The sequence below is a fragment of the Thalassospira tepidiphila MCCC 1A03514 genome, from assembly GCF_001662875.1.
Taxonomy (GTDB): domain Bacteria; phylum Pseudomonadota; class Alphaproteobacteria; order Rhodospirillales; family Thalassospiraceae; genus Thalassospira; species Thalassospira tepidiphila.
The window spans coordinates 646,898-672,188 of the sequence record NZ_JPVZ01000001.1; the positions used below are offsets into that span (position 1 = coordinate 646,898).

The 25,291-nt window shown below is 55.0% G+C and carries 22 protein-coding genes and 2 riboswitches; of the genes, 7 read left to right on the forward strand and 15 right to left on the reverse strand.

All coding sequences use genetic code 11. The features are described 5' to 3' along the window. Positions 1-21: 21 nt before the first annotated feature. The 6 genes from TH4_RS02925 to coxB form a co-directional block, all read right to left on the reverse strand. A complete protein-coding gene (locus TH4_RS02925; RefSeq protein WP_064779838.1) occupies positions 22-822 on the reverse strand; it encodes a cytochrome c oxidase subunit 3 in 801 nt (266 codons plus the stop codon). A gap of 85 nt (positions 823-907) precedes the next feature. Further along, the gene (locus TH4_RS02930) at positions 908-1,498 is read right to left on the reverse strand and encodes a cytochrome c oxidase assembly protein (RefSeq protein WP_064779839.1); all 591 of its coding nucleotides are present in this window, start codon (positions 1,496-1,498) and stop codon (positions 908-910) included. A 6-nt stretch (positions 1,499-1,504) separates the two neighbouring features. Further along, positions 1,505-1,645 carry a hypothetical protein gene (locus TH4_RS20600; protein WP_157097699.1) on the reverse strand — a complete coding sequence of 47 codons (141 nt, stop codon included), beginning with the start codon at positions 1,643-1,645 and terminating at the stop codon, positions 1,505-1,507. Further along, complete coding sequence (gene cyoE, locus TH4_RS02935) at positions 1,642-2,568, reverse strand: heme o synthase (RefSeq protein WP_209272100.1); 927 nt, start codon at positions 2,566-2,568, stop codon at positions 1,642-1,644. The genes TH4_RS20600 and cyoE overlap by 4 nt, the downstream gene beginning before the upstream one ends. Before the next feature lie 80 nt (positions 2,569-2,648). Further along, positions 2,649-4,232 carry a cytochrome c oxidase subunit I gene (gene ctaD, locus TH4_RS02940; RefSeq protein WP_008889197.1) on the reverse strand — a complete coding sequence of 528 codons (1,584 nt, stop codon included), beginning with the start codon at positions 4,230-4,232 and terminating at the stop codon, positions 2,649-2,651. 11 nt (positions 4,233-4,243) lie between these two features. Beyond that, complete coding sequence (coxB, locus tag TH4_RS02945) at positions 4,244-5,095, reverse strand: cytochrome c oxidase subunit II (protein WP_064779840.1); 852 nt, start codon at positions 5,093-5,095, stop codon at positions 4,244-4,246. Between the two features lie 790 nt (positions 5,096-5,885). Between coxB and TH4_RS02950 the strand changes: the two genes are divergently transcribed. After that, positions 5,886-6,710 (forward strand): hypothetical protein, encoded by an 825-nt coding sequence (locus TH4_RS02950; RefSeq protein WP_245227706.1) that lies wholly within the window; start codon positions 5,886-5,888, stop codon positions 6,708-6,710. A 78-nt stretch (positions 6,711-6,788) separates the two neighbouring features. On the opposite strand, the gene TH4_RS02955 is transcribed toward TH4_RS02950, so the two are convergent. Next, a complete protein-coding gene (locus tag TH4_RS02955) occupies positions 6,789-7,367 on the reverse strand; it encodes a YqgE/AlgH family protein (RefSeq protein ID WP_008889194.1) in 579 nt (192 codons plus the stop codon). A 320-nt stretch (positions 7,368-7,687) separates the two neighbouring features. Between TH4_RS02955 and TH4_RS02960 the strand changes: the two genes are divergently transcribed. Together TH4_RS02960 and TH4_RS02965 are read left to right on the forward strand one after the other, a co-directional pair. Next, positions 7,688-9,895 carry a protein-disulfide reductase DsbD family protein gene (locus TH4_RS02960; RefSeq protein ID WP_064779842.1) on the forward strand — a complete coding sequence of 736 codons (2,208 nt, stop codon included), beginning with the start codon at positions 7,688-7,690 and terminating at the stop codon, positions 9,893-9,895. Positions 9,896-10,112: 217 nt separating this feature from the next. After that, a complete protein-coding gene (locus tag TH4_RS02965; RefSeq protein ID WP_064779843.1) occupies positions 10,113-10,592 on the forward strand; it encodes a peroxiredoxin in 480 nt (159 codons plus the stop codon). Between the two features lie 89 nt (positions 10,593-10,681). On the opposite strand, the gene TH4_RS02970 is transcribed toward TH4_RS02965, so the two are convergent. From TH4_RS02970 to TH4_RS03000, 7 genes are all read right to left on the reverse strand, one after another. Next, a complete protein-coding gene (locus tag TH4_RS02970) occupies positions 10,682-11,086 on the reverse strand; it encodes a hypothetical protein (RefSeq protein ID WP_245227708.1) in 405 nt (134 codons plus the stop codon). Positions 11,087-11,296: 210 nt separating this feature from the next. Then, the gene (locus TH4_RS02975; RefSeq protein ID WP_064779845.1) at positions 11,297-12,208 is read right to left on the reverse strand and encodes a protein phosphatase CheZ; all 912 of its coding nucleotides are present in this window, start codon (positions 12,206-12,208) and stop codon (positions 11,297-11,299) included. Positions 12,209-12,410: 202 nt separating this feature from the next. After that, positions 12,411-13,907, reverse strand: coding sequence for an aminomethyl-transferring glycine dehydrogenase subunit GcvPB (gene gcvPB / locus TH4_RS02980; protein WP_064779846.1), 1,497 nt, complete (start codon positions 13,905-13,907; stop codon positions 12,411-12,413). After that, positions 13,904-15,259, reverse strand: a complete 1,356-nt coding sequence (gcvPA, locus tag TH4_RS02985; RefSeq protein ID WP_064779847.1) for an aminomethyl-transferring glycine dehydrogenase subunit GcvPA — start codon at positions 15,257-15,259, stop codon at positions 13,904-13,906. The genes gcvPB and gcvPA overlap by 4 nt, the downstream gene beginning before the upstream one ends. Positions 15,260-15,262: 3 nt before the next feature. Continuing rightward, positions 15,263-15,634 (reverse strand): glycine cleavage system protein GcvH, encoded by a 372-nt coding sequence (gene gcvH, locus TH4_RS02990; RefSeq protein WP_008889187.1) that lies wholly within the window; start codon positions 15,632-15,634, stop codon positions 15,263-15,265. Between the two features lie 74 nt (positions 15,635-15,708). Continuing rightward, positions 15,709-16,821, reverse strand: a complete 1,113-nt coding sequence (gene gcvT, locus TH4_RS02995) for a glycine cleavage system aminomethyltransferase GcvT (protein WP_064779848.1) — start codon at positions 16,819-16,821, stop codon at positions 15,709-15,711. Positions 16,822-16,880: 59 nt separating this feature from the next. Then, a riboswitch (glycine riboswitch) is annotated at positions 16,881-16,988 on the reverse strand. A gap of 3 nt (positions 16,989-16,991) precedes the next feature. After that, a riboswitch (glycine riboswitch) is annotated at positions 16,992-17,089 on the reverse strand. Positions 17,090-17,192: 103 nt separating this feature from the next. Further along, a complete protein-coding gene (locus TH4_RS03000) occupies positions 17,193-17,750 on the reverse strand; it encodes a hypothetical protein (RefSeq protein ID WP_063088556.1) in 558 nt (185 codons plus the stop codon). Between the two features lie 256 nt (positions 17,751-18,006). Between TH4_RS03000 and ispH the strand changes: the two genes are divergently transcribed. The 4 genes from ispH (at position 18,007) to TH4_RS03020 (ending at position 23,072) form a co-directional block, all read left to right on the forward strand. Further along, complete coding sequence (gene ispH, locus TH4_RS03005) at positions 18,007-18,954, forward strand: 4-hydroxy-3-methylbut-2-enyl diphosphate reductase (protein WP_008889184.1); 948 nt, start codon at positions 18,007-18,009, stop codon at positions 18,952-18,954. Between the two features lie 45 nt (positions 18,955-18,999). Beyond that, entirely contained in the window at positions 19,000-19,968 is a 969-nt protein-coding gene (locus TH4_RS03010; RefSeq protein ID WP_008889183.1) for a homoserine kinase, read from the forward strand. 25 nt (positions 19,969-19,993) lie between these two features. Next, the gene (gene rnhA / locus TH4_RS03015) at positions 19,994-20,443 is read left to right on the forward strand and encodes a ribonuclease HI (RefSeq protein WP_008889182.1); all 450 of its coding nucleotides are present in this window, start codon (positions 19,994-19,996) and stop codon (positions 20,441-20,443) included. Positions 20,444-20,711: 268 nt separating this feature from the next. Further along, entirely contained in the window at positions 20,712-23,072 is a 2,361-nt protein-coding gene (locus TH4_RS03020; protein ID WP_064779849.1) for a putative bifunctional diguanylate cyclase/phosphodiesterase, read from the forward strand. An 83-nt stretch (positions 23,073-23,155) separates the two neighbouring features. On the opposite strand, the gene TH4_RS03025 is transcribed toward TH4_RS03020, so the two are convergent. Further along, on the reverse strand, positions 23,156-25,213 hold the full coding sequence (locus tag TH4_RS03025; RefSeq protein WP_064779850.1) for a protein meaA: 2,058 nt from the start codon (positions 25,211-25,213) through the stop codon (positions 23,156-23,158). Positions 25,214-25,291 lie beyond the last annotated feature (78 nt).

Sequence of the window (25,291 nt, forward strand, 5' to 3'; positions counted from 1 at the left end):
TTTGTGTCACCTGACGACGGCTTATTCGCCACCCCAGATGTAAACGGCAAAGAACAGGAACAGCCAGACAACGTCAACAAAGTGCCAGTACCAGGCTGCTGCTTCGAGACCGAAATGATGATCCGGCGTGAAGCCATCCTTGATCGCGCGCACAAGGCAGACCGCCAGGAACACCGTTCCGACAAACACGTGGAAACCATGGAAACCGGTCGCCATGTAGAAGGTCGAGGAATAGATGTTGTCAGAGAAGCCAAATGCCGCGTGGCTGTATTCATATGCCTGCAGGAACAGGAAGATAACGCCAAGACCAACGGTCAGTGCCAGACCCTGAACAAGGTCCTTTTTCTTACCTTCCAGAAGGCCATGATGCGCCCAGGTCAGGGTGCAACCCGACAGCAGCAGGATCAGGGTGTTCAGGAACGGCAGATCCCACGGATCAAGTACTTCAACGCCTGCGGGCGGCCATTCGGTCACACCGGGGCTGAAGATCACAAACGCGTTGTGGAAGAATGCCCAGAAGAAGGCGACAAAGAACATCACCTCGGATGCGATGAACAGCGACATTCCATAACGCAGGCCGATCTGAACGACCTTGTTATGATAGATGTGTGATTCGCTGATCACGTTGCTCCACCAACGGAACATCACAAACAGAATGCCTGCAATGCCGATCGCCGCCAGCCAGAAGTCAGCCGGCGCACGGTCCGAATGCATGAACATGACCATACCACCGGTAAAAAGACCGGCGGACGCCGCAGCCACCAGCGGCCACGGGCTCGGGTCTACCAGGTGGAACGGATGCTTTTGTGCATGATCACTCATTCCTTGCCCCCCTCAATCCTTACAAAAGAAACTCTAAGTTCGCTTTGTTAACCAAAGACCGTCCAGTCCACGAAACCGTGTTCTGTCAGCCTCCCTGATCTTCGTTCCCGTCATTTACTTCCACCGATGCCTCGGATTTGAAGAAAGTGTATGACAGGGTAATCGTCTTCACGTCCTGGGTATTGATGTCGTCGGCAATCGCCGGATCGACATAGAAACTGACTGGCATGTCAACGCGCTCGCCCGGTTGAAGGGTTTGCTCGTCAAAACAGAAACACGCGATCTTGCTGAAATACTGCCCGGCTTTGAGCGGCGTCACATTATAGACAGCCTGACCGGTGATCGGCTTGACCGACATGTTTTCGGCCACGTAATGGGCCAGATTATCTTCGCCCAGACGCACCGTGATTTCACGCTGTTCGGGTTTGAACTGCCACGGCAGGCCGGAATTCACATCGGCATTGAACCGGACCTTGATGGTCTTTTCCGAGACTTCAACGCCGGTGTCTTTACCCACCTGCGGCGTCCCGCCAAAGCCAGTGACCTGACAGAACAGTTCATAAAGCGGCACTGATGCATAGGACAGACCGATCATGCCGCCAACGACGACAACACAGCTCAGCAAAACGCGCTTGTTGCGTGCCTTGATACTATCTGTGTGTTTCTGATCAGCCATGGTTTCCTAGCTCATCTTCAAAATCGTGATCGCAAAGAACAGGACGATCAGGCTGGTCAGGATAACCAGAAAGGCCCAGTTCTTCTTTTTGCGCTTGGCATAGAACGCGTCGAGTTCCGCCTTGTTCATTTTGGGTTCCTCACTCATGCGATCAACCCGCCAAGCCAGACGTCTGCAACCATCGCCCCGAACAGGACAAACAGATACAGGATAGAATAGCCAAACATCTTGTGCGGGGCGCGTTCCTCGACATTGCGCAGAACACGAACCGCATGACGCAGGAACCAAAGCCCCGTCAGGCCAGCGGTCACGGCGTAAAAGACACCAAGCAACCCGGTCGCGACCGGTACAAGCGTCACCGGCAACAGCAGGATGGTATAAACCAGCATCTGCTTTTTGGTTGCGGCTTCACCGGCAACAACCGGCATCATCGGCACGCCGACCTTGGCGTAATCGCCACAACGGAACAGTGCCAGCGCCCAGAAATGCGGCGGTGTCCACATAAAGATAATCATGAACAGCGCGATTGAATTGATATCAATCCCGCCAGTCACCGACGCCCAGCCGATCATCGGGGGAAAGGCCCCGGCGGCACCGCCAATGACGATATTCTGTGGTGTGCTGCGCTTAAGCCACATGGTGTAAACGAACACGTAAAACGCGATCGACACCGCAAGCAAAGCCGCAGCCGCAAAATTGATGGCAACCGCCATGACGGTTACCGAAACGATCGACAGGGCAATGCCAAGTGACAAGGCCTCGTCAGCAGGCACCCGCCCGGCCGGGATCGGTCGGTTCTGGGTACGTTTCATGTGGATATCGATATCGCGATCGTACCACATGTTAATCGATGCAGCCGCACCACTGGCAACGGCAATACAGGCGATTGCGACGAGTCCAAGGAACGGATGAATGGAGCCCGGGGCAATCAACAGACCAACAGCACCGGTGAAAACCACAAGGGTCATCACGCCCGGCTTAAGCAATGCGATATAGTCGCGCACATCGGAAACCGGCAGCGATACTGCGTTTTCGAGTGCGATGGTCTGGTTGGCAGCCTGCTTGGTCATTTGAACTCTGGTCTTCTCTTTCGGGGCGGTAGGATGCCCCCCGCAAACCGGGGCCTGCGGGGGACTTAAACCAGGATCACTTACTTGATACGTGGCAGTTCGTCAAAGGTATGGAACGGCGGCGGAGAGCTGACGGTCCATTCCAGTGTATCTGCACCTTCCCCGTACGGGTTTGCTTCGGCCTTCTTGCCACGGATGAAGGCATGCGCCACCACACCAAGGAAGAAGATGGTCGCGGCAAACGAGATGTAAGCGCCATAGGACGAAACCATGTTCCAACCCGCAAACGCATCCGGGTAGTCGGCATAGCGACGGGGCATGCCAGCAAGCCCCAGGAAGTGCTGCGGGAAGAAGGTCAGGTTGACGCCAATGAAGAAGAGCCAGAAGTGGATCTTCGCACCGAGATCGGAAATCTCGTAGCCCGACATTTTGCTGAACCAATAGTAGAAGCCAGCAAAGATCGAGAAGACAGCGCCAAGCGACAGAACATAGTGGAAGTGCGCCACAACGAAATAAGTGTCATGCAGCGGCAGATCCATGCCCGAGTTCGCCAGAATCACACCTGTCACACCGCCCACAGTAAACAGGAAGATGAAGCCGATCGCCCAAAGCATCGGAGCCCGCAAGGTGATCGAGCCCCCCCACATGGTCGCGATCCACGAAAAGATCTTAACCCCGGTCGGCACCGCAATCACCATCGTCGCTGCGGTAAAGTATGCACGGGTATCAACATCCAAGCCCACCGTGTACATATGGTGCGCCCACACGATGAAGCCGACAACACCGATTGCCACCATCGCATAGGCCATCCCGAGATAACCGAAGATCGGCTTGCGCGAGAAGGTCGAGATGATGTGGCTGATGATGCCAAAGCCCGGCAGGATCATGATGTACACTTCCGGATGACCAAAGAACCAGAACAGGTGCTGATACAGGATCGGGTCACCGCCACCGGCCGGATTAAAGAAATCCGTACCAAAGTTACGGTCGGTCAGAAGCATGGTGATCGCGCCACCAAGTACCGGCACCGCCAGCAGCAGCAAGAATGCCGTCACCAGCATTGCCCAAGCAAAAAGCGGCATCTTATGCAGGGTCATGCCCGGCGCACGCATGTTAAAGATGGTGGTAATGAAGTTCACCGCACCAAGGATCGAGCTGGCACCGGCAAGGTGAAGGGCAAAGATCGCCATATCCACCGAGGCATCCGGATGGCCAAGCACACTTGAAAGTGGCGGATAAACCGTCCAGCCGGTGCCGGCACCACTGCCGACAACAGCCGACAGCATCAGCAGGATAAAGGCCGGAACAATCAGCCAGAACGAAATGTTGTTCAAACGCGGGAACGCCATATCCGGCGCGCCAATCATGATCGGAACAAACCAGTTGCCAAAGCCGCCAATCATCGCGGGCATGACAACAAAGAACACCATGATCATGCCGTGTGCGGTCACAAGCACGTTAAAGAATTGCGGGTCATCAATGACCTGGGTTCCCGGTTGTGCCAGTTCCATACGGAACCAGACCGAAAACGCACCACCGATCAAACCGGCAAGCACTGAGAAGATTAGATAAAGAGTCCCGATATCCTTGTGGTTGGTCGACAGGAACCAACGGGTAAAGAAGCCGGGGGTATGATCGTGATCATGTGTTTCAGCGTGAGCCATCAATCTCTCCCTCACTCTGCCGATGCCACTGATACCGCGGACGGCAAATCAGCAGATGCGAACTGTTCTTGGGCCTTGGCTACCCAGGCCTCGTATTCTTCCATCGTAACAGCTTTGACAGCGATCGGCATATAGGCGTGGTTTACGCCGCAAAGCTCGGAACACTGACCATAGAATGTCGTACCGGCATACTCGCCTGGAATGCGGGTCCAGGTTTCATTCAGTCGGCCAGGAACGGCATCAAGCTTGATGAACAGCGATGGCATGGCCCAGTTATGGATCACGTCGTCAGAAGTCATGATCAGGCGGATATTCTGATCCACCGGCAGGACAACGGGATTATCCACATCCAGAAGGCGGTTAAGGCCTTCGGCAACAGCGGTTTCTTCATCGATCATCAGGGAATCAAATGTGAAGTTGCCGTTATCGGGGTACTCATATGTCCAGTACCACTGCTTGCCGATAATCTTGAGCGTAAGATCGGCATCCTCGACACGGTCTGCAAAATACAGCAGGCGGAAAGAGGGGATCGCGATAACAAGAAGAATAAGCACCGGAACAACCGTCCAGACCACTTCAAGAAGGGTATGGTGGGTTGTTTTTGACGGTACCGGGTTGCGTTTTGCGCTGAAGCGGAAAAGCACATAGAGCAACAAAGCCAATACGATCACGGTAATGATCGTCATCAGCCATGTAAGCAAATTAAAGAATTTCTGGCCTTCAACAGCCACCGGTGAAACCGGGTCCTGCAGCCCAAGCTGCCACGGCTCGGGCTGACCAACGGCAGCAATCGCTGCACTGTCTAACCCGGTAAGTACCGCCAATCCCAACAACAGAATGGGAAATAGCTTCTTGATCGACATGCGAATCTGCCCCCTCGCATTACATCTCAAGGCGATATGCCTCACTCTTCCCCACCCCCGTCTGCTTTTGTTGACCCGGCGTCATGTGCCCTGCGGGGGACATTTCACCGCTTCAACCAAAGATTAAAAATCAACGGGCCGGAGCATTTCCTCTGACATATCTTATTCTTAAATAGCCTGCACATGAAAGTACATTGGTAACGCAGGCAAATAGCGTATCTTCGACACCTGTTCCAGAAAAAACCTCGCTGCGTTGCACAAAAAATGTATTTGATAATCCATCAAATTAGCGCAGTGGTTTTGGCTGAAATCGTTCTAAACACCCACCCTTGGATAGAAAAACCGCCATTCCGCATGGCCGATTTTCACCTTTCCAACGAATGCTGCTTTGCAATATATGCGCAAAACTCGTTAGAATCACTTCAACCAATGGCTAAAGCCGTTTCTTTTCAAATCCTACGCGATCCGCACATCGCCGGATCAACACGACGTTACGTCATCCTGACAGCGTCCTGATCCGGGCTGATTTTTCGCAACAGACCGCTCCAGGATCGATTTTGCCAACGATTCGGACACCGGCCTGACGCTGGCCGTAAAAAACCAAATGCAAAAATACTGTCCGAACCCTTTAATTGAGCGGACTTTTCCCCAATATCACGGATAGAAATTCGGTTGGATATATCAGCTTTGCGGACTATTCTACCAAAACGTATGCATTCCCGATGTTCCGTGCACCGCAACCAGCCAGGTTGCTGCCCGATGCAGACGGTTCAAAGACAGAGGTTCGTCTATGGCACGCTCAGGAAGTAAAAGACTATTTACCGCGGAAATGCGGTTGCTCAATAAACTCGAAACCATGAGCGACATGGTCGCCTTGCCGACCGACATGCCGACTGATGCGAATGGCTCTGTCGGTGGTGCCGACATTTCGAGCCTGCATACCGCGATAGAGGATCTCAAGCTTGAACTGCTTACCGACATCCGCGTGATGATCGAAGAGCAGAAAAAGGCGAACAAGGCAATCGACCCGGAAGACGACGAACAGGCCGACGCCCGCAACGAACTGCGCCTGGTCAAAAACGAAGTTCGCGCCCTTGCCAATTCCATTCAGGAAACAAAACGCGAAATCGCGGCCCTTTATACCGCGCCCGAAGATGACAGCGGCACACGCCTGAATATCGTAAAGGGTGAACTTGATTCCGTCGTCGCCGCCACCGAGGATGCGACTGCCAACATCCTTGAAACCGTCGAAAAGATTGACGCGGTTGCCCACAATATCCGTTCCGCCGCGCCGGATGACTACACACAAGGGCTGGCCGATGACATTGTCGAACTGGTGGTGAAGGTCTTTGAATCCTGTAACTTCCAGGATCTGACCGGACAGCGGATTACCAAAGTCGTCAATACCATGAAGTATATCGAGGAACGCGTGAACCGTGTGATCGAGATTTGGGGTGAGGATGACTTTGGCGACTTTGACCTGCCGCCAGACCCCAAAGGCCTCGACAACCTGGATAAAACAGTCACCAAGGCACCGCAAAATGCCAATCGTGTGTCCCAGGATGAAGTCGACCAGATCTTCTCACAGGAAGAAATCGACGCCCTGTTTGATTGATCCGCACAATCCCGCGCAAAACAAAAGCCTGCCAGATTGGCAGGCTTTTTCTTTTGGCAGTTTGTGAAAATCTGTGCCTCAGGCGTGTCCGGCTTCACCCGAAAGCAGTTCCGGCGCAAAGCCAAGCCGCGAGAACGCCTGTTCCCACTTGTCTTCGCAATCGGTATCAAACAGCAAATCCGCATCGGCGTCGACGTGAAGCCAGCCATTGGCAAGGATTTCACTTTCAAGCTGCCCGCTGCGCCATCCGGCATAGCCAAGGGCAAGGATGCGGCTTTGCGGGCCTTCGCCGACGGCAATCTGTTCAAGAATATCAACTGTGGCTGTCACCGACACGCCACGATCAACATGAAGGGTCGCCTCATTCGAGAAATCGGTCGAGTGCAGAACAAAGCCACGACTGCTTTCAACCGGGCCACCGAAATGGACCTGAATGTCTTCGATGGTCGGTGCCGGGCGTGCAATGCCAAGCTGTTCAAGCAATTCCGGGAAAGTGATGCTGTCGATCAGGCGGTTAATCACCAGCCCCATCGCACCGTCTTTGTTATGCGCACAGATATAGACCACACTTTGCGAAAAGCGCGGATCACGCATGCCCGGCATCGCTACCAACAGCTTACCGCCGAGATAATCACCCGTGCCTATACCTTCTGCCATGTCGCAACTCTCTTTATCCTGTTTCACAGAGCCTAGCGCGAATACCTGCCCATTTCCATCAAGAACCCGGAAAACCGTGTTTTTTGTCGTTTGACATTCCGGTTTCCCATATACCTCATGTAGGTAGTAACGCACTGCCATGGCAATGGATCCGTCTCGTTTTGCGTTGGATCAGGACAAGCCCCTGCCTGCATGTGCTAGTGATAGGGCGTTCACACAGTCGTGGCTTGATTTGAACGGGGATTGGAATTACGCCTCTTCTGTGCCACAAGTTTGGCCAACACTGCGCAAATCGGTTTTTCGTGCTTAAGGAACAACACGTGCTCCGCCACCTTATCACCCGCTTGGCTCTTTTGACTGCCATCTGCCTGTCATCTATCGGTGCAAGTTCTGTTGCACTGGCTGCATCGGATATGGCAACCGACTGGGTCGATGAGGACTTCACGTCAGTCCGCCTGATCAGTGCGCAAACCGAAACCGGCGGCAAACAGACACTCCGTCTTGGCCTTGAATACGAACTGCAACCCGACTGGAAGATTTACTGGCGCAGCGCAGGCGATGCCGGGTTCCCGCCGCAACTTGACTGGACCGGGTCCGAAAATGTAGGCGCCGCAAACATCCTTTGGCCGGCCCCTCACCGCTTTTCGATCTTTGGCCTCGAAACATTCGGCTACAAGGATCACATCATTCTGCCGATTGATGTTGCGATCCCCGATCCGGCCCAGCCGGTCGCGATCCGCCTTGATGTCGATTATCTGGTGTGCAGCGACATCTGCATTCCGGCAAATGCCAGCTTTGATATTGATATCCCCGCCAGTACCACCGCTGGTGCAGGCACCTCGATCGCCAGCAATCACGCCCACCAGATCGAAAAATTTGTTTCCAAGGTGCCGCTGCGGGGCACCGGCCTTCCCATCGAAGTCACCAGCATTTCCAGCATCAATCAGGGCGATGCGCACAGCCTGCGCCTCGGTGTTCGCGGCATTGATGATGCCGGGGTCGACATTGACGACATCCTGATCGAGAGCGACCTGCGCGCAGGTTTCGGTCTGCCCGAACCGCAAACGACCGCGACGGGCAGCAACGAGGATGTTCAGTATTTCGATCTGACCGTCATGGGCTTGGCCGAAGACCAGACACTGAAAGATCAGCCGGTCACCGTCACCGTCATTGCCGGTCCGCTTTCGGTGGAGCAAAACCTTGTTGTCGGTGATGGCAACGCCACCATAAGCACAGCATCCAGCGCGGCCGCAACGGCGGGCATGAGTTTCGCGATGATCGGATTGTTCGCCTTGCTTGGCGGCTTGATACTGAACGTCATGCCCTGTGTGTTGCCGGTCCTGTCGATCAAGGTCATGTCGGCCCTGAAGGCCCGCGAACAGGACATCAATCGGGTGCGCATCGGTTTCCTGGCCAGTGCCGCCGGGATCATTACATCCTTCTGGGTGATTGCCGCTGTTCTGGTCGGCATCAAACTGGCCGGGGGCACCATTGGCTGGGGCATTCAGTTCCAGCAACCGCTGTTCCTGACCGTTATGACGATCATTCTCGCCCTGTTTGCGCTGAATATGTGGGGGCTGTTTGAAATTTCCGGCCCGGATCAGCTTGGCAACGCGGCAAATGATGCCATCACACGCAGCGAAAGCCACGGCCACCATATCAGCAGCAACTTCCTGACCGGTATGTTTGCCACTTTGCTGGCAACCCCCTGCTCTGCCCCGTTCCTTGGCACGGCGGTTGGATTTGCTTTGGCGGGCAGTGTGTTTGATATCTTCTGGATCTTCACCTTGCTGGGGATCGGCCTGGCGCTACCGTATTTCGCGATTGCCATCCAACCGCGTGTGGCACATATCCTGCCCAAACCGGGCCGCTGGATGAATGGTGTCAAAGTTGTTCTTGGTCTTGCCCTGATCGGCACGGCGATCTGGCTTCTGGGCATTCTGTCGGTTCAGATCGGCATGGGTGGTGCGATTGCTGTCGGGCTTGGCCTTATTTTGGGCGGCGTCTTTATCTGGGCCCGCAAACGCACATCAAACCTGCGTCCACGCTTTGCCTTTACGTCACTGGCGGTACTGGGCTTCTTGGTTGCACTGTTTGCGCCGGGCTTTTCACAGCCGCCGTCGTCGCCACGCGCATCATCAGACAATGGCACGCTTGTCTGGCAGGCGTTTGCACCTGAAACCATTGATGGTTTGGTTGCCGATGGAAAGACGGTCGTGATCGATGTTACGGCCGAATGGTGTGTGACCTGTCAGGTCAACAAAAAGCTGGTTCTCGAAAAACCCGACGTCCGAAATGCATTGATGCAGGTTGATGTTGTCCTGATGCAGGCCGACTGGACCCGTCCGGATCAAAAGATTGCCGATTACCTTGCCTCTTATGGCCGGTTTGGCATTCCGTTCAATGCAGTATTTGGTCCGGGTGCACCGGATGGCATTCTGCTTTCAGAGTTGCTCGGTGTGGACGAGGTTCTTGGTGCGCTTGAAGATGCAAACGGTTCGGCAAGCCTTGCCAGTTCGGTTCAGTGATCACATCTGATTGGGAACGCGTAGTGTTTCCGCTCCTGTGAGCAGGCAGGCGTTATGGTGCACATAGGCCCAAAATTGCTGCCAATTGAAGTCAGGCAGATGAAACCTGTTAAAAACTCTGCGTGAAAGCATTGAATGCCAAGCAGATTTGGTGTTTGATTCCGGCATGCGATCCAGCGCGCAGTCAACGGGATTGCGCCAAATAACGGAGATACCCATGACCATTTCAGTCGGTTCCGAACTCCCGGAAGTTACCCTTTTCCGCGCAACCAGCGACGGTCCGGAAGCCGTCAATTCCAAGGAATTCTTCGCAGGTCGCAAAGTTGTCCTGTTTGCCGTACCGGGCGCCTTTACCCCGACCTGCTCGGCCAAACACCTTCCGGGCTTTGTTGCCAAAGCCGATGAGATCAAAGCCAAAGGTGTCGATGAGATTGCCTGCCTTGCATCAAACGATGCCTTTGTCCTTCAGGCATGGGCCGATGCGGAAAAGGCCAACGACGTCACCATGCTTTCGGACGGGGATCTGGCGTTTGTCGACGCAACCGGGCTTGGACTTGATCTGACCGGCCGCGGCCTTGGCAAGCGTGCCAACCGTTTCGCCATGATTGTCGAAGACGGCAAAGTTACCGACATTGCCATCGAAGAACCGGGCGCGTTTGAAGTTTCAAGTGCCGAAGCTGTTCTGAAAAAGCTTTAAAACCGGAAACTTTCCCGCAACAAGCGCTTAAAGCTCCGCAATCATTTGCGGAGCTTTTTGCTTTGAATGTAGGGAATATTATTGCCTGATCAGCGCGGAAGCAGAACCGGTATCGGGTCTTCCTTGCTGTCATAATCGCATTCAAAGGTCGGGTTGGTGTGCTTGGCAATGAAATGCACAACACCTTCCCGGAAACTGTCTTTGATCGGCGACCAGCTCATATAGACCCCGCCACGGGTGTCATATTCGCGAATATCCGGATCTCGCATCAGTTCAGAAAAACTGTGTCCAAGATCTTCTGTTGCACCAGCCACCAGCCAAGACGGCTTCAGGCCACCATGCCACAGCAAGTAAACGCCACCGACCCCATCCAGGCCAAGCTCTGAAATATCGTCGATCATGAACAGGCGGTAGTACTCCCCACGTGGGCTTTTTCGCCATTTTATATCTTGTGCCTTTGGCTGGCGAATAGCACCGAGAGACCAAAATCCCATATTAACCTCCAAGCACGCCAAAACGCGTGCAACCGTATGTTACACGCATCCCAACATAGCTTCTTATTCTTATAGGTAAGAACTTACCTTACATATGTAAACTTTTGACTGACAAATGACTGGGCGAAAACGCCCGAAGCGCTCTTTGCCAAGAAGATATAGCTCACGCTACTACCTTAAATCACAGCACAAAACCAAGCATTTTTCGAATTATTCGAACAACTTGTCGATATCGTCCTGGCTGATGCCTTCCCCTTCGAGCTGCGGACCATTCAGAAGGTCAGCATCCTCGGGCCGTGATTCTTCCTCGACCTCAGGAACCGGCAATTCGGCAAACGCATCTTCACCCCAGATCGAGATCATGTTGTGGACGCGCTCTTCAACGAACTCAAGCGTGCTGACCACCTTGTTGATGCGCTGGCCGGTAATGTCCTGGAAGTTACAGGCTTCAAAGATCTTGGTTACGATGAAGGCAATCTGTTCGACATGATCGGCGACAAAATCGCTCGGCGCCGAGTTTTTAAGCGTCATCGTCAGATCGTCAATCTGCTCGGCGGATTCCAGAATGGTATGGGTCGCCATCTCGGTATCCTTGACGATGGCATCAAGTTCCGAGGTCGCACTTACCAGTCGGTCATCCTGTGCCTTTGGATGGCGCAGCGACGCAATCTGAACCTTGGCTCGGTGGATGTGCTCGTTCATTTCCGCGATCTGGGTACGGATCAGTTCCAGATCGTCACGGTCGGGCTCTGCCGCTCCCGGGCGATTGGAGTGGGTTGGGTTACTTGAAACCGGCTCTGGCAATTCATCCATCGGTGCATCGTTTGATGCAAACGGGGTGGCGACGTCACTGGCTGGAACGCCACCCGATGCCACGGCCTGACGCAGCTGCGAAACTTCACCACGCAGTGCTCTGATTTCATCAAGAACAGCCTGGGTAATACCGGACGTTTCCGGGGCACTCGTCGCTGCCGGCAAGGATGCCTGCATCGGTTCCCCTGCCCCCATACCGCTTTCCAGCATCGGGTCAAAGAAGGAGTCAGACCAATCCTCAACAACACCACCGGTGCGTTCTTTAAGACGACGTTCGGCAGTGAATACTTTTTGCACGCGACGAGACATAACTGACTTTAACCCTCCGGAACGGACATGCGTCCGATCACTAAATCCCCAAACGCACCTTTTTAACGGCGTTCATTACTATTACGGCAAGTATAAGGGTGCAGATTGCGACAAGTCCAATGGGTTTCAAGTCCAAGTCTTTGAAAAAGAACACCCCGGCCAAAAGACCGGGGTGCTCCAAAAGGTCAGGTTGCGTTGGTTATCAAGCTGTTTCAGGCTTCCAGCGCAAAACCGGCTTACGTGCAGCCGCCGTTTCATCAAGGCGTCTGCGTGGGGTCAGGTACGGTGCATTCTTGAAGAATTCTGCATCGCCCGACTCGGCCTTGGCCACAAGCGACAGAATCGCATCACAGAACTGATCGATCGATTCCTTGGTTTCGGTCTCGGTCGGTTCGATCAGCAACGCCCCATGAACCACCAGCGGGAAATACATCGTCATCGGGTGGAACCCTTCGTCGATGATTGCCTTGGCCAGATCCAGCGTCGAAACACCGGTATCTTTCAGGAAGCCGTCGTCAAACAGGGCTTCATGCATGCAATAGCCCGGGAAGGCGACACTGAGCTTATCCTTAAGACGCGCCAGCAGATAGTTGGCATTCAGAACCGCATCACCCGATGCCTGACGCAGGCCATCTGCACCATGGCTTTTCATATAGGTCAGCGCACGAATGAACATGCCCATCTGACCGTGGAAGCCTTTCAGACGCCCAAACGGCTTCATGCCGTCTTCTTCGTCTGCGGTTTCGACCAGATGGAAACCGTCACCCTTTTTCACGACATACGGGATCGGGGCAAACGGTGCCAGGGCCTCGGAAAAGACAACGGGTCCTGAACCCGGTCCACCGCCACCATGCGGGGTCGAGAACGTCTTGTGCAGGTTGATATGCATCGCATCAATACCAAGGTCTGCCGGGCGCACCCGACCGACAATGGCGTTGAAGTTCGCACCATCACAATAGAAATAACCACCCGCTTCATGCACCAGATCGGCAATCTTGCGGACATCACGTTCAAACAAGCCGCAGGTATTCGGGTTGGTCAGCATGATACCCGCCACGTCGTCGCCAAGCTTGGCTTCAAACGCCGCCAGATCAACACGGCCGTCTTCGGTCGCGGGGATCGAATCAACTGTAAAGCCACACGCGGCTGCGGTTGCCGGGTTGGTCCCGTGGGCTGATTCCGGCACCAGAACGCGACGACGGTTTTCGCCGCGCGCATCAAGGGCCGCGCGAATGGCCATCATGCCGCAAAGTTCGCCCTGCGCACCCGCTGCCGGGGACATGGAAACCGCCGGCATGCCGGTCAGGACCAAAAGCCAATGCGCACACTGATCAATCAGTTCCAGCGCACCCTGAACGGTGCTTTCGGGTTGCATCGGATGCAAATCGGCAAGACCGGGCAAACGCGCGACTTTTTCATTCAGGCGCGGGTTATGCTTCATCGTGCACGAACCAAGCGGGAAGAAACCGGCATCAATGCCATAGTTCTTCTGCGACAGGCGCGTGAAGTGACGCACGACTTGCGGCTCCGAAAGCCCCGGAAGACCAACGTCGCTATCACGATCAAGACCGCCAAGGCGCGATTTGGTGCCCTTGGGTTCCGGCAAATCAACGCCGGTACGGCCGGGCTGGCCCTGCTCGAAAATCAGCTTTTCTTCAAGAACAAGTCCACGGTTGCCGGTATGGGTTGTAAAGGTCATGCCAGCGCCTCCTTCAATGCGGACGCAAGGGCCGCGATATCCTCGTCCGTGTTGGTTTCGGTGACCGCAACCAACAGGTAGTTATCCAGATCCGAACGGTTCGGATACAGACGCGACAGCGGCACACCACCAAGGACGTCCTTGGCAACCAGTGCTTCAACCACTTCGGCGGCCGGCTTGGAAAGCTTCACGGTGAATTCGTTAAAGAAGCTGTCATTGACGACAGACGCCCCACCAACGGTATCAATCGCATCCGCCGCCTTGCAGGCATTTTCATGGTTCAATGTCGCCAGACGGCGATAACCGTCTTCACCCAGCAGGCTCATATGCACGGTAAAGGCCAGCGAACACAGGCCCGAGTTGGTGCAGATGTTCGAGGTCGCCTTTTCACGGCGGATATGCTGTTCGCGGGTCGACAGCGTCAGAACAAAGCCACGCTTGCCGTCCTGATCAACCGTTTCACCACAAAGACGGCCCGGCATCTGACGCACGAGCTTTTGCGTGGTGGCAAACAGACCGACATACGGCCCACCATAGTTCAGCGCGTTACCGATCGACTGGCCTTCGCCGCAAACGATGTCTGCGCCAAAGCTGCCCGGTGATTTCACCGCGCCAAACGCCACCGCCTCGGTAAAGACCACCACCAGAAGCGCACCCTTGGCATGGCAAAGATCAGCCAGTTGGGTGTGATCCTGAATGCGGCCAAACACGTCCGGGTACTGCACCACGACACATGCGGTCTGATCATCGATCAGATCGTTGAGTTCTTCGGCAGTTGCCTGATGTTCCGGATGCCCATCGCGCCCGGCAACTTCGGTGTCGCTATACTGGCAATAGGTTTCGGTCACTTCGCGGTAATGCGGGTGCAGACCACCCGAAAGCACCGCCTTCTTGCGACGGGTCGCGCGGCAGGCCATCAGAACCGCTTCGGCACAGGATGTCGCACCATCCCACATCGACGCGTTGGCAACATCCATCCCGGTGATCGAGGCAACCTGGGTCTGGAATTCAAACAGGTATTGCAGCGTCCCTTGCGCGATTTCCGGCTGATACGGGGTATAGGCGGTCAGAAACTCACCGCGCTGGATCACGTAATCAACCGTCGCCGGGACATGGTGGCGATAGGCACCCGCACCCAGGAAACTGGGCACGCTTGATGCGCCCATGTTTTTGGCGGCCAAGGCCATCATATCGCGTTCAACCTGCATTTCGCCAAGGTGGGATGGCAAATCAACAGGTGCGTCAAGCAACGCGCCGTCGGGCACATCACAGTAAAGTTCATCAACCGATGATGCCCCGATGGTATCAAGCATCGCAGCACGATCAGCGCGTGTCAGTGGGAGATAACGCATGTTTTAAAGGCCTTCGACGAAGTCTTTGTAGGCAGCTTCATCCATCAGCTCATCAAGCTGGGATTCATCGGTCAGTGTCATTCTAAAGAACCAGCCATCCGATTCCGGGGCTTCATTGACCAGTGCAGGATTGTCATCGAGCTCTTCGTTGACCTCGACAATTTCACCATCGAGCGGGGCGTAAACGTCGCTGGCAGCCTTGACCGATTCAACAACCGCGGCGTCGCCATCCTTGGTCAGTTTCTTGCCAACTTCCGGCAGCTCGACATACACGATATCGCCCAGCGACTGCTGCGCGTAATCGGTAATACCAACGGTTGCCACACCGTCTTCAAGCTCGATCCATTCATGTTCCTGCGAAAATTTCTTAGTCATCTTCCATTGTCCCTGTTGATCAATTCAGTGCCAATGCAGCGTAGCGCCGCTCTCTCTATGATAAATTCTGGTTCTCAACCGCGGAAATAACGATGCGGCGCGAACGGAAGTTCGACCACCTCGGCCGGGCGCGCCTTGCCGCGCACCATAAGATCGACCTTGGTACCCGGTTCGGCAAATTCAATTGCGACATACCCCATGGCAATCGGACCATCGACGGTCGGGCCAAACCCGCCCGATGTAATCTCGCCGATGTCTTCGCCATCCGCGTTCAAAATCTGGGTGTGTTCGCGTGCTGGCGCATTGCCTTCGGGCTTGATGCCGACACGTTTGCGATCCGCACCGTGTTCAAGCTGATCAAGGATCACATCCGCGCCCTTGAAACCACCTTCGGCCCGGCGACGTTTATTAATGATCCAGTTCAGATCCCCTTCAACCGGGGTCGTGGTGGTATCAATGTCGTTACCATACAGGCAAAGACCTGCTTCGAGGCGCAGTGAATCACGTGCACCAAGGCCAATCGCCTCGACCTCTTCCTCGGCCAACAGCTTGCGTGCAAGCGCCTCGGCATCGGCGTTGGGTACGGAAATTTCAAAGCCGTCTTCGCCGGTGTAACCCGAACGGGTCACAAAGCACAGACTGCCAGCGATTTCGATTTCGGCAAAGCTCATGAATTTAAGATCGGCAACCGATGGCGCAAAGCGCGCAAGCACCTTGGCCGCGTCCGGACCCTGAAGTGCCAGAAGCGCACGGTCATCGATTTCTTCAAGCGATACACCATCGCCAAGATTGGCACGCATGTGAACGATATCATCGTCCTTGCAGGCCGCATTGATCACCAGAAACAGGCTGTCACCCGCATTGGTAATCATCAGATCATCAAGGATCGTGCCGTCGTCCTGGGTAAATGCCGAATAGCGGGTGCGACCGGGTTTGAGGATGGCAATATCACCGGGCACAAGCTTTTCAAGCTCCGCCACGCGGTTCTCCCCGGTCAAACGCACCTGCCCCATATGGGACACATCAAACAGGCCTGCCTTCGCACGGGTATGAAGATGTTCGCCCTTCACACCAAGCGGATATTGCACAGGCATGGCATAGCCCGCAAACGGCACCATTTTAGCACCGAGTTCCACATGCAAATCATAAAGGGCAGTTTTTAGAAGTTCGGATTCTTGATCCGCCATCAGGTTCTCCAAGACAATCGTTGCGAAATATAGCCGACCAGTGGCCAACCACATTCCCCCTCTGTCTTTGGAGCCTGAAAGAATCACATCCGGGGTAGGAAGCCGGTCTGCTTACATCTTCGGCGAGGTGTTCCTGATCAGAAATTCAGGTCACCTGCTTTCCAGAGTCCCATCTCCACGCGGTCCTGTTGCCTGAGAGTTTCCGGGGTGGTTGCTCCTTCGGCGTCCGCTCATCGCTAAGGACTGCGGCCTCTCCCACGTGCATCATTTGGGTATGTTTCTGTTATACGGGTTTCCGCGCAAACCGACCAGCCCCTATTTTTCGGGCACGATCGGCCTGCCACGTTTCAAATGACCAAACCCGAATAAAATCAATCAGTTCCGAACCGGCGATTATACTCAAGTTGGTCCGCGCTCAGCTGGAAACCAAGATAGATTTCGTAATCCGGACCGGTCCAGACATCGTCCAGCGGCACCGACAGGGTCACCTGTTCGTCACGGATACGGGCCATGTTCAGATTGTCGGCAAACGCCATATTAACGTCAAACACCGACTTCTGAATGAAGGTGCCGTTCGGGTCACGCAGGGCGACGAAATATTTGAATTGAACGTTGCGGTTTTGGGCTGCCGGTCCAAGCTCGGCGGTAATGATCGGGCTGATGATGACATCAAGTTCCTTGTCATCAAGGTCGTAGCCGCAATCACCGAGGTATCCGGTAAATTCGGCTTCGACGATCACATCGGTCAGGTCACGGCCTGCACCACTGAACTGGACAAGCTTTGCCGTATCCTTTGGTAGATAGGCCGCCGGACAAACCGGGACCGGCTGTTCTTCGAACGGGTTGCCACCGCCGCATGCGCTTAGCAATCCACCAAGCGAGACCATACCCAATGCATAAACGCGCCGAAGTCCGTTACCGATTGTCATCCAAGCCTCTATCAAACCAAATGTTTTCGGGCCACGTCGCGACGACCGGCCCGCGCGCAGTCTATTCTGTCGCGGATGTCGGCACAACCCGCTTCAAAGGCCTTGGGCCGTGTAAAACGTCAAAAATTCGGCCAACCCGCACCGACCATTTACCCCAGAGTCATTGCACCGCATGATCAAGCGGGTTATGTAACGTGAATGTTTGAAAAATGCGTCGGCAACGCCCGCACGCAATTGGGAAAGCCGGACCTGTATCATGTCTGACAAAGCCAGCCTTCGGATCGTTCTTGCCAATCCGCGCGGTTTCTGCGCGGGGGTTGATCGCGCCATCGAGATCGTCGAAAAGGCACTCGAAAAATATGGCGCACCGGTCTATGTCCGCCACGAAATCGTGCATAACAAATTCGTGGTCAATCGCCTGCGCGATATGGGTGCCGTTTTCGTTGACGAACTTGATGCCGTTCCCGATGGCGTGCCGGTGATCTTTTCGGCCCATGGTGTCCCGAAATCCGTGCCAGAGGCCGCCGAAACCCGCAAACTTGAATATCTCGATGCAACCTGCCCGCTGGTCTCCAAGGTCCATCGCGGGGCCGAACGTCATCACGCCGATGGCAAACATATTCTTCTGATTGGTCATGCCGGTCATCCCGAAGTCATCGGCACGATGGGTCAGTTACCCCCCGGCAGCATGACCCTGGTCGAGACCGAAGAAGACGCCGAAACCATCGAAATCAGCGATCCGGAAAATCTGGCCTTCGTGACCCAGACGACCTTGTCACTTGATGACACCGCCAAGATCATCGAAATCCTGCAACGGCGTTTCCCGTCAATCGCGGTGCCGAAAAAGGAAGACATCTGCTACGCCACGACCAACCGCCAGCATGCGGTCAAATTGATCGCGGAAAAGGCCGATGCCATTCTGGTTCTTGGCGCGCCAAACTCTTCGAACTCCAACCGCTTGGTCGAAGTCGCCAAACGCGAAGGCTGCACACGGTCGGTTCTGGTCGAACGGGCAAAGGATATCGACTGGTCGAAGCTTGACGGTATTTCAAGCCTTGGCATCACTGCCGGTGCGTCCGCGCCTGAAATCCTGGTCGAAGAAGTCATTGATGCCTGCCGGGAACGCTTTGACGTGACCGTCGAGACAATCACGCTGACCAACGAGAATGTCACCTTCAAACTGCCGCGTCAGCTTGCCAGCTAGGTCTGCGGACATGCTTATTTTCAGATCAGGACGACGATAGAACTCATGGCCGTCTATACCGACGTTTCAGACGAAGATATTTCCCGCTTTGTTGCCGAATACGATATCGGTGACGTGGTATCGTTCAAGGGGATCGCAGAAGGCGTCGAAAATACCAACTTCCTGCTTCAGACGACCAAGGCTCCTTATATCCTGACCCTGTATGAGAAGCGGGTAAATCCCGATGATCTGCCCTTCTATCTTGGACTGATGGATCACTTGTCGGCCAAGGGCCTGAATTGCCCGACCCCGATCCACGGCAAGGACGGTGTTGCCCTGCGGCGCCTTTGTGGTCGCCCGGCCGCCATCACATCCTTCCTGCAGGGCATGTCGCCGAGGCGCATTCAACCCCATCACTGTGCCGGGGTTGGCGCCGCACTGGCGGAATTGCACTCAGCCGGTCAGGACTTCGAAATGCACCTGCCAAACGCGCTGAGCATCAAGGGATGGCGTTCGCTTTTCGACAGCTGCGCGGAACATGCCGACGATGTCGAACCCGGCCTTGGCAAGATGATTGGCGAAGAACTCGCATTTCTTGAAGAAAACTGGCCGCACGCCCTTCCCAAGGGAGTCATTCATGCGGACCTGTTCCCCGATAACGTCTTCTTCTTTCCAAACAAGGAAGCCGTTTCCGGGCTGATTGACTTCTATTTCGCGTGCAATGACCTGTTTTGCTATGACGTTGCCATTTGCATGAATGCCTGGTGCTTTGAACCCGATAACAGTTTCAATGTGACCAAGGCCAAAAACCTTCTGTCGCATTACAGCAAGGTCCGTCCGCTTTCGGACGTCGAAAAGGCCGCCCTGCCCATTCTGGCGCGCGGCGCAAGTCTTCGGTTCCTTCTGACACGGCTGTATGACTGGGTGAATACGCCCAAGGATGCGCTGGTCACCCCGAAGAACCCGCGCGAATACATCAACAAATTGCGGTTCCACCAACGTGTGGAAAACGCAACAGCCTATGGCCTGGATTAGGCACAAAGGCGGGGAACACGACAATATGACTTCAAGTAACGGTGACGATAACCGCGTCGAGATTTACACAGACGGCGCGTGCAGCGGCAATCCCGGCCCCGGTGGCTGGGGCGCAATTTTGCGCTTCAAGGGTGTCGAAAAGGAAATGTCGGGCGGCGATCCGGAAACCACCAACAATCGTATGGAAATGATGGCCGCCATCAGCGCGCTGGAAGCCCTGAAACGTCCCTGTGTCATCGATATCTACACCGACAGCAGCTATGTCCGCGACGGCATTACCAAATGGATTTTCGGCTGGCAGAAACGTGGCTGGAAAACCGCCGATAAAAAGCCGGTCAAGAATGTGGAACTATGGCAACGTTTGCTGCAAGCCCTTGAACCACATAAGGTCGAGTGGCACTGGGTCAAGGGTCATGCCGGTCACCCGGAAAACGAAAGATGCGACGAATTGGCCCGCCAAGCCGTGCCCCGATAACGAATTTTTCGCGGTTATCGGGAAAATTGCTTGAAGCTGAGGGACTTCGCTACAAGATAAATAGCTTTGCTGGCTTGTGTCAGATAATTGAATGTTTAACGAAATCAAACTTGCGTTTTCATCAAGTTGCGGTTTGACTTGAGACTAATTCAAGGGGGTGTTGGCACCCATACAAAGGTCGAGTACATTATATTCGACTAGCCTAAAGTGGGTGTCAGGGAGAGAACGCTTGTCACGCGGATCGTACGGGTTTTTACAACGAAAGTCCTTGAGCAGTCGGCTGCTGTTTATCGCATTGCCGCTTGTTTCGCTGTTCTCGCTCGCGCTTTTCATCGTCTTTGGCTATGTCAGCTACAAGGTGCTGCGCGACGACCTGAATGGCAAAGTCGAACAGACCGCCGACATTAACGCCCGCGTTCTGGCGACACCTTTCTGGTATCTCGACGTCGATAATATTGAATCTGCCCTCAACGCCATGGCGCGCGATCGCGACATCGTTGCTGTGCAGGCACTGGGCGCAGACGGCACCGAATTTGCCCATACCGGTGTATCGCAATCCGAATTGACCGACACGCTTCGCCTTTCGCGCCGTGTCTATTTCGAACGCAACAACGTCCGCCATGACGTTGGCGAACTGGTCATTTACTTCACCGACGCACGTGTTCAGGACTTGCTGTTCCGCCGTATTGCGATCGACATGATCCTGTTCGGGCTTTTGATCTCGGTCGTGGCCGCAAGCCTTCTGATCGCCAACAAACGCTCGATCAAGGAACCGCTTAACCGACTGCTGCATTCCATCCGAATGACCAAGCACGGCCGTCTGCGCCGTCCGGTGGAATGGAACAGCTCGGACGAACTCGGCCTTCTGATCCGCGAATATAATGAAATGGTCGCCCTTCAGGGTCAGGCGCAGGAAGAGGCCCAGCGTAAACAGGCCCTGCTGGAAGCTACCCTTCACAATATCGGTCAGGGCATCTGCCTGTTCGATCAGGACCTGAACCTGATGGTCTGGAACGAACGCTATATCGAGTTGCTGAACCTGCCACGCGATCTGGTCAAGGAAGGCACACCGCTTTCCGATATCCTGCGCTATAACGGCGAACGTGGTGAATATGGCGATGTCAGCATTCAGGCGCTGATTTCCGACCGCGTTGCGATTGCCCGTCGCCGTGAACCCTATCGCATGGAACGTACCCGCCCGAATGGCCGCGTCATTCAGGTCGATCACAACCCGATGCCGGGCGGCGGTTACGTTGCGACCTACACCGATATTACCGAACGTAAACAGACCGAAGCGCGCATGCGTCACCTTGCGGTCCATGACGTTCTGACCAGCCTGCCCAACCGCACCCTGTTCCTTGACCGCCTGCGTCAGGCGCTGCTTTCGGCCCGTCGTTTCCAGCGCGGCGTGACGGTTCTGTTTGTCGACCTTGACCGGTTCAAGGACATCAACGACCACTTCGGCCACGATGTCGGCGATCTGATGATCCAGGAAATGGGTCAGCGGCTGTCGCGCATCATCCGGGATTCGGATACCGCCGCCCGCCTTGGTGGCGATGAATTCGCAATCATCCAGACCGACGTCCAGAACATCGAAGACACCATCGCCCTTGCCCAGCGCATCATTGACGAGCTGTGCCAGCCATTTGATTGCCGCGGCATCCGCCTGCATTCGACCGCCAGTGTCGGCATCACCCTGTTCCCGGAAGACGGCGAAAACCCCGAACAGCTGGTCAAGAACGCCGATATGGCGATGTATGCCGCCAAGGCCGAAGGGCGAAACAATTACCGCTTCTTCCTGCCGTCGATGCACGAACGGGTCAAGGAACGCAAAACCATCGAGGAAGATCTGCGCAACGCGCTCGAACACGATCAGCTCGAACTTTACTATCAGCCGAAAATCGATTGCCGCACCGAACGCGTCGTCGGTGCCGAGGCGCTTGTCCGCTGGCATCACCCGGAACGCGGCCTGATCCTGCCGGGCGAATTCATTTCCGTTGCCGAGGAATGCGGCCTGATCAACCGTCTGGGTGCATGGGTTCTTGAAAAGGCCTGCCGTCAGACACGCATCTGGCGCGACTCAACACTTTCCGATCTTCGGATTGCCGTCAACCTGTCCCCGGCACAGTTCCAGGATGCCGAACTGGTTGATAGTGTGACCAAGATCGTCAAGGAAACCGCCCTGCCGCATGGCACGCTGGAACTTGAAATCACCGAATCCATTCTGATGAACAACCCGGAAAAGGCGGTCTCCACGCTCAAGGAACTCAAGGAACTTGGCGTTCTGATCGCGATTGATGATTTCGGCACCGGCTATTCGTCGCTGAACTATCTCAAACGGTTCCCGGTGACCTCGATCAAGATCGACCGTTCATTCGTAAACGACATTCATGTCGATGTCGATGACAAGGCCATCGTCGATGCGGTCATCGGCCTTGGTCACAGCCTCAACCTCGAAGTCGTTGCCGAGGGCGTGGAAGAAGTCGAACAGCTTGTCTATCTGCAGGAAAAGGGCTGCGACTTTATCCAGGGCTTCCTGTTCTCCAAGCCATTGCCCGCCTCGACCTTCGAAAGCTGGGTCAACGAGCGGCATGGCACCGAACAGGAAACCGTCTCAGCCAAGTCCTGATCCGGGCACATCCAAAAAAAATCGGTCGCACCCGTTGTTGGGTCCGACCGGTTTTTTGTCAGATGGTTCTGCCCGCATGGACGTTAATAAAGGGCGGCATCCCCATGTGCGTCTCCGGCACCATTTGATGAAACGGCTGGTTTGTCAGATGACTTGCGATCCACAAGATCAACAATCTCGGAAATCACCTTGGCCAACTGATAATCCTTGGGGGTATAGACCGCCGAAACCCCCATCTGGCGCAGCACCAGCATATCAGCTTCCGGGATAATCCCGCCGACAACGACCGGGATATGACCAGCCCCTTGGGCACGCAGCCCGTTGACCACTTCACGCACCAGCGGCACATGCGACCCGGACAAGATCGAAAGTCCGATGACATGCGCGCCGTCTTCAATCGCGTTGCGCACCAGTTCCTCTGGCGTCCAGCGAATGCCTTCATACAGCACCTCGATCCCGGCCTCACCCGCCTTGACCGCAATCTGTTCGGCCCCGTTGGAATGACCATCCAAACCCGGCTTGCCCACCAGCATTTTCATGCGTTCACCAAGTTTGTCGGAAACCTCATCAACGCGTTTGCGCAAATCCTGAAGGTTTTCCGCATCCCCGGTCACGATCATCGATGTAATCCCGGTCGGGGCGCGATATTCGCCAAACACGTCGCGCAGGGTTTCCGACCACTCGCCTGTGGTGACCCCGGCATGGGCACAGGCAATGGAACTTTCCATGATATTGCGGCCTTCACTGGCGGCTGACTTCAAATCGGTCAGTGTGGCATCGACTTCGGACTGATTGCGCTCGGACCGCCAGCCTTTAAGTTTTTCGATCTGGTCCTGTTCGGCCATGTCATCGACGGTCAGGATTGATTTCTCTCCCGATGTCAGCGGTGATGGTTCGGTTTCGGTAAAGGCATTCACACCGATCACTTTTGTCAGGCCGCTTTCAATATCGGCCAGACGCAGCGCGTTGGACCGCACCAGCTCCTGTTTCATATAGCCGCGATCCACTGCGGCAATCGCCCCGCCCATCTCATCAATCTTTGCAAGTTCTGCCCGCGCCCCTTCCTTAAGCGCACCGACCTTGCGTTCAATCGCCGGGTTACCGTCAAACAGGTCTTCATATTCCAGAAGATCAGTTTCATAGGCCATGATCTGTTGCAGGCGCAGCGACCATTGCTGATCCCACGGACGCGGAAGGCCAAGGGCCTCGTTCCAGGCGGGCAGCTGCACGGCGCGCGCCCGCGCATTCTTGGACAGAACCACCGCCAGCATCTCGATCAGAATACGATAGACGTTGTTTTCCGGCTGCTGTTCGGTCAGGCCCAACGAGTTGACCTGAACCCCATAGCGGAACCGGCGATATTTGGCGTCTTCGATGCCGTAACGATCGCGGGTGATTTCATCCCAAAGTTCGCAGAATGCCCGCATCTTGCAGATTTCAGTAACAAAGCGAATTCCGGCATTCACAAAGAACGAAATGCGTCCGACCACCTTGGCAAAGTCTTCTTCGGGCACCTGACCCGAATCGCGCACTGCATCCAGAACCGCAATCGCGGTTGCCAGTGCATAGGCCAGCTCCTGCTCGGCCGTCGCCCCGGCTTCCTGCAAGTGGTAGGAACACACATTCATCGGGTTCCATTTCGGAACCTCGCGATAGGTAAAGGCCGCGACATCGGTAATCAGCTTAAGGCTGGGTGCCGGCGGGAAGATATAGGTCCCGCGTGACAGATATTCCTTGATGATGTCGTTCTGGGTCGTGCCCTGCAGGCTGGCGCGCGCGGTGCCCTGCTTTTCGGCCACCGCAATATAAAGCGACAAAAGCCAGGCGGCGGGCGCGTTGATCGTCATCGACGTGTTCATCTGATCAAGCGGGATGCCGTCAAACAATGTCATCATGTCACCCAGATGCGACACCGGAACGCCAACCTTGCCGACTTCGCCACGCGCCAGAACATGGTCAGAATCATACCCCGTCTGGGTCGGCAGATCGAAGGCCACCGAAAGCCCGGTCTGCCCCTTTGCCAGGTTCTGACGATATAGCGCATTCGATGCCTGTGCGGAGCTATGCCCGGCATAGGTCCGGATCAGCCACGGGCGATCGCGTTCCGGCTTTGCTGCGTTGCGCTTGTTTTCCATCGACATCGCGACCTCTTGTATTTTTATTACTCAATGTCTTTACGATAATTACGTCTGAACGTTATTAAATTATCTACTAGACAT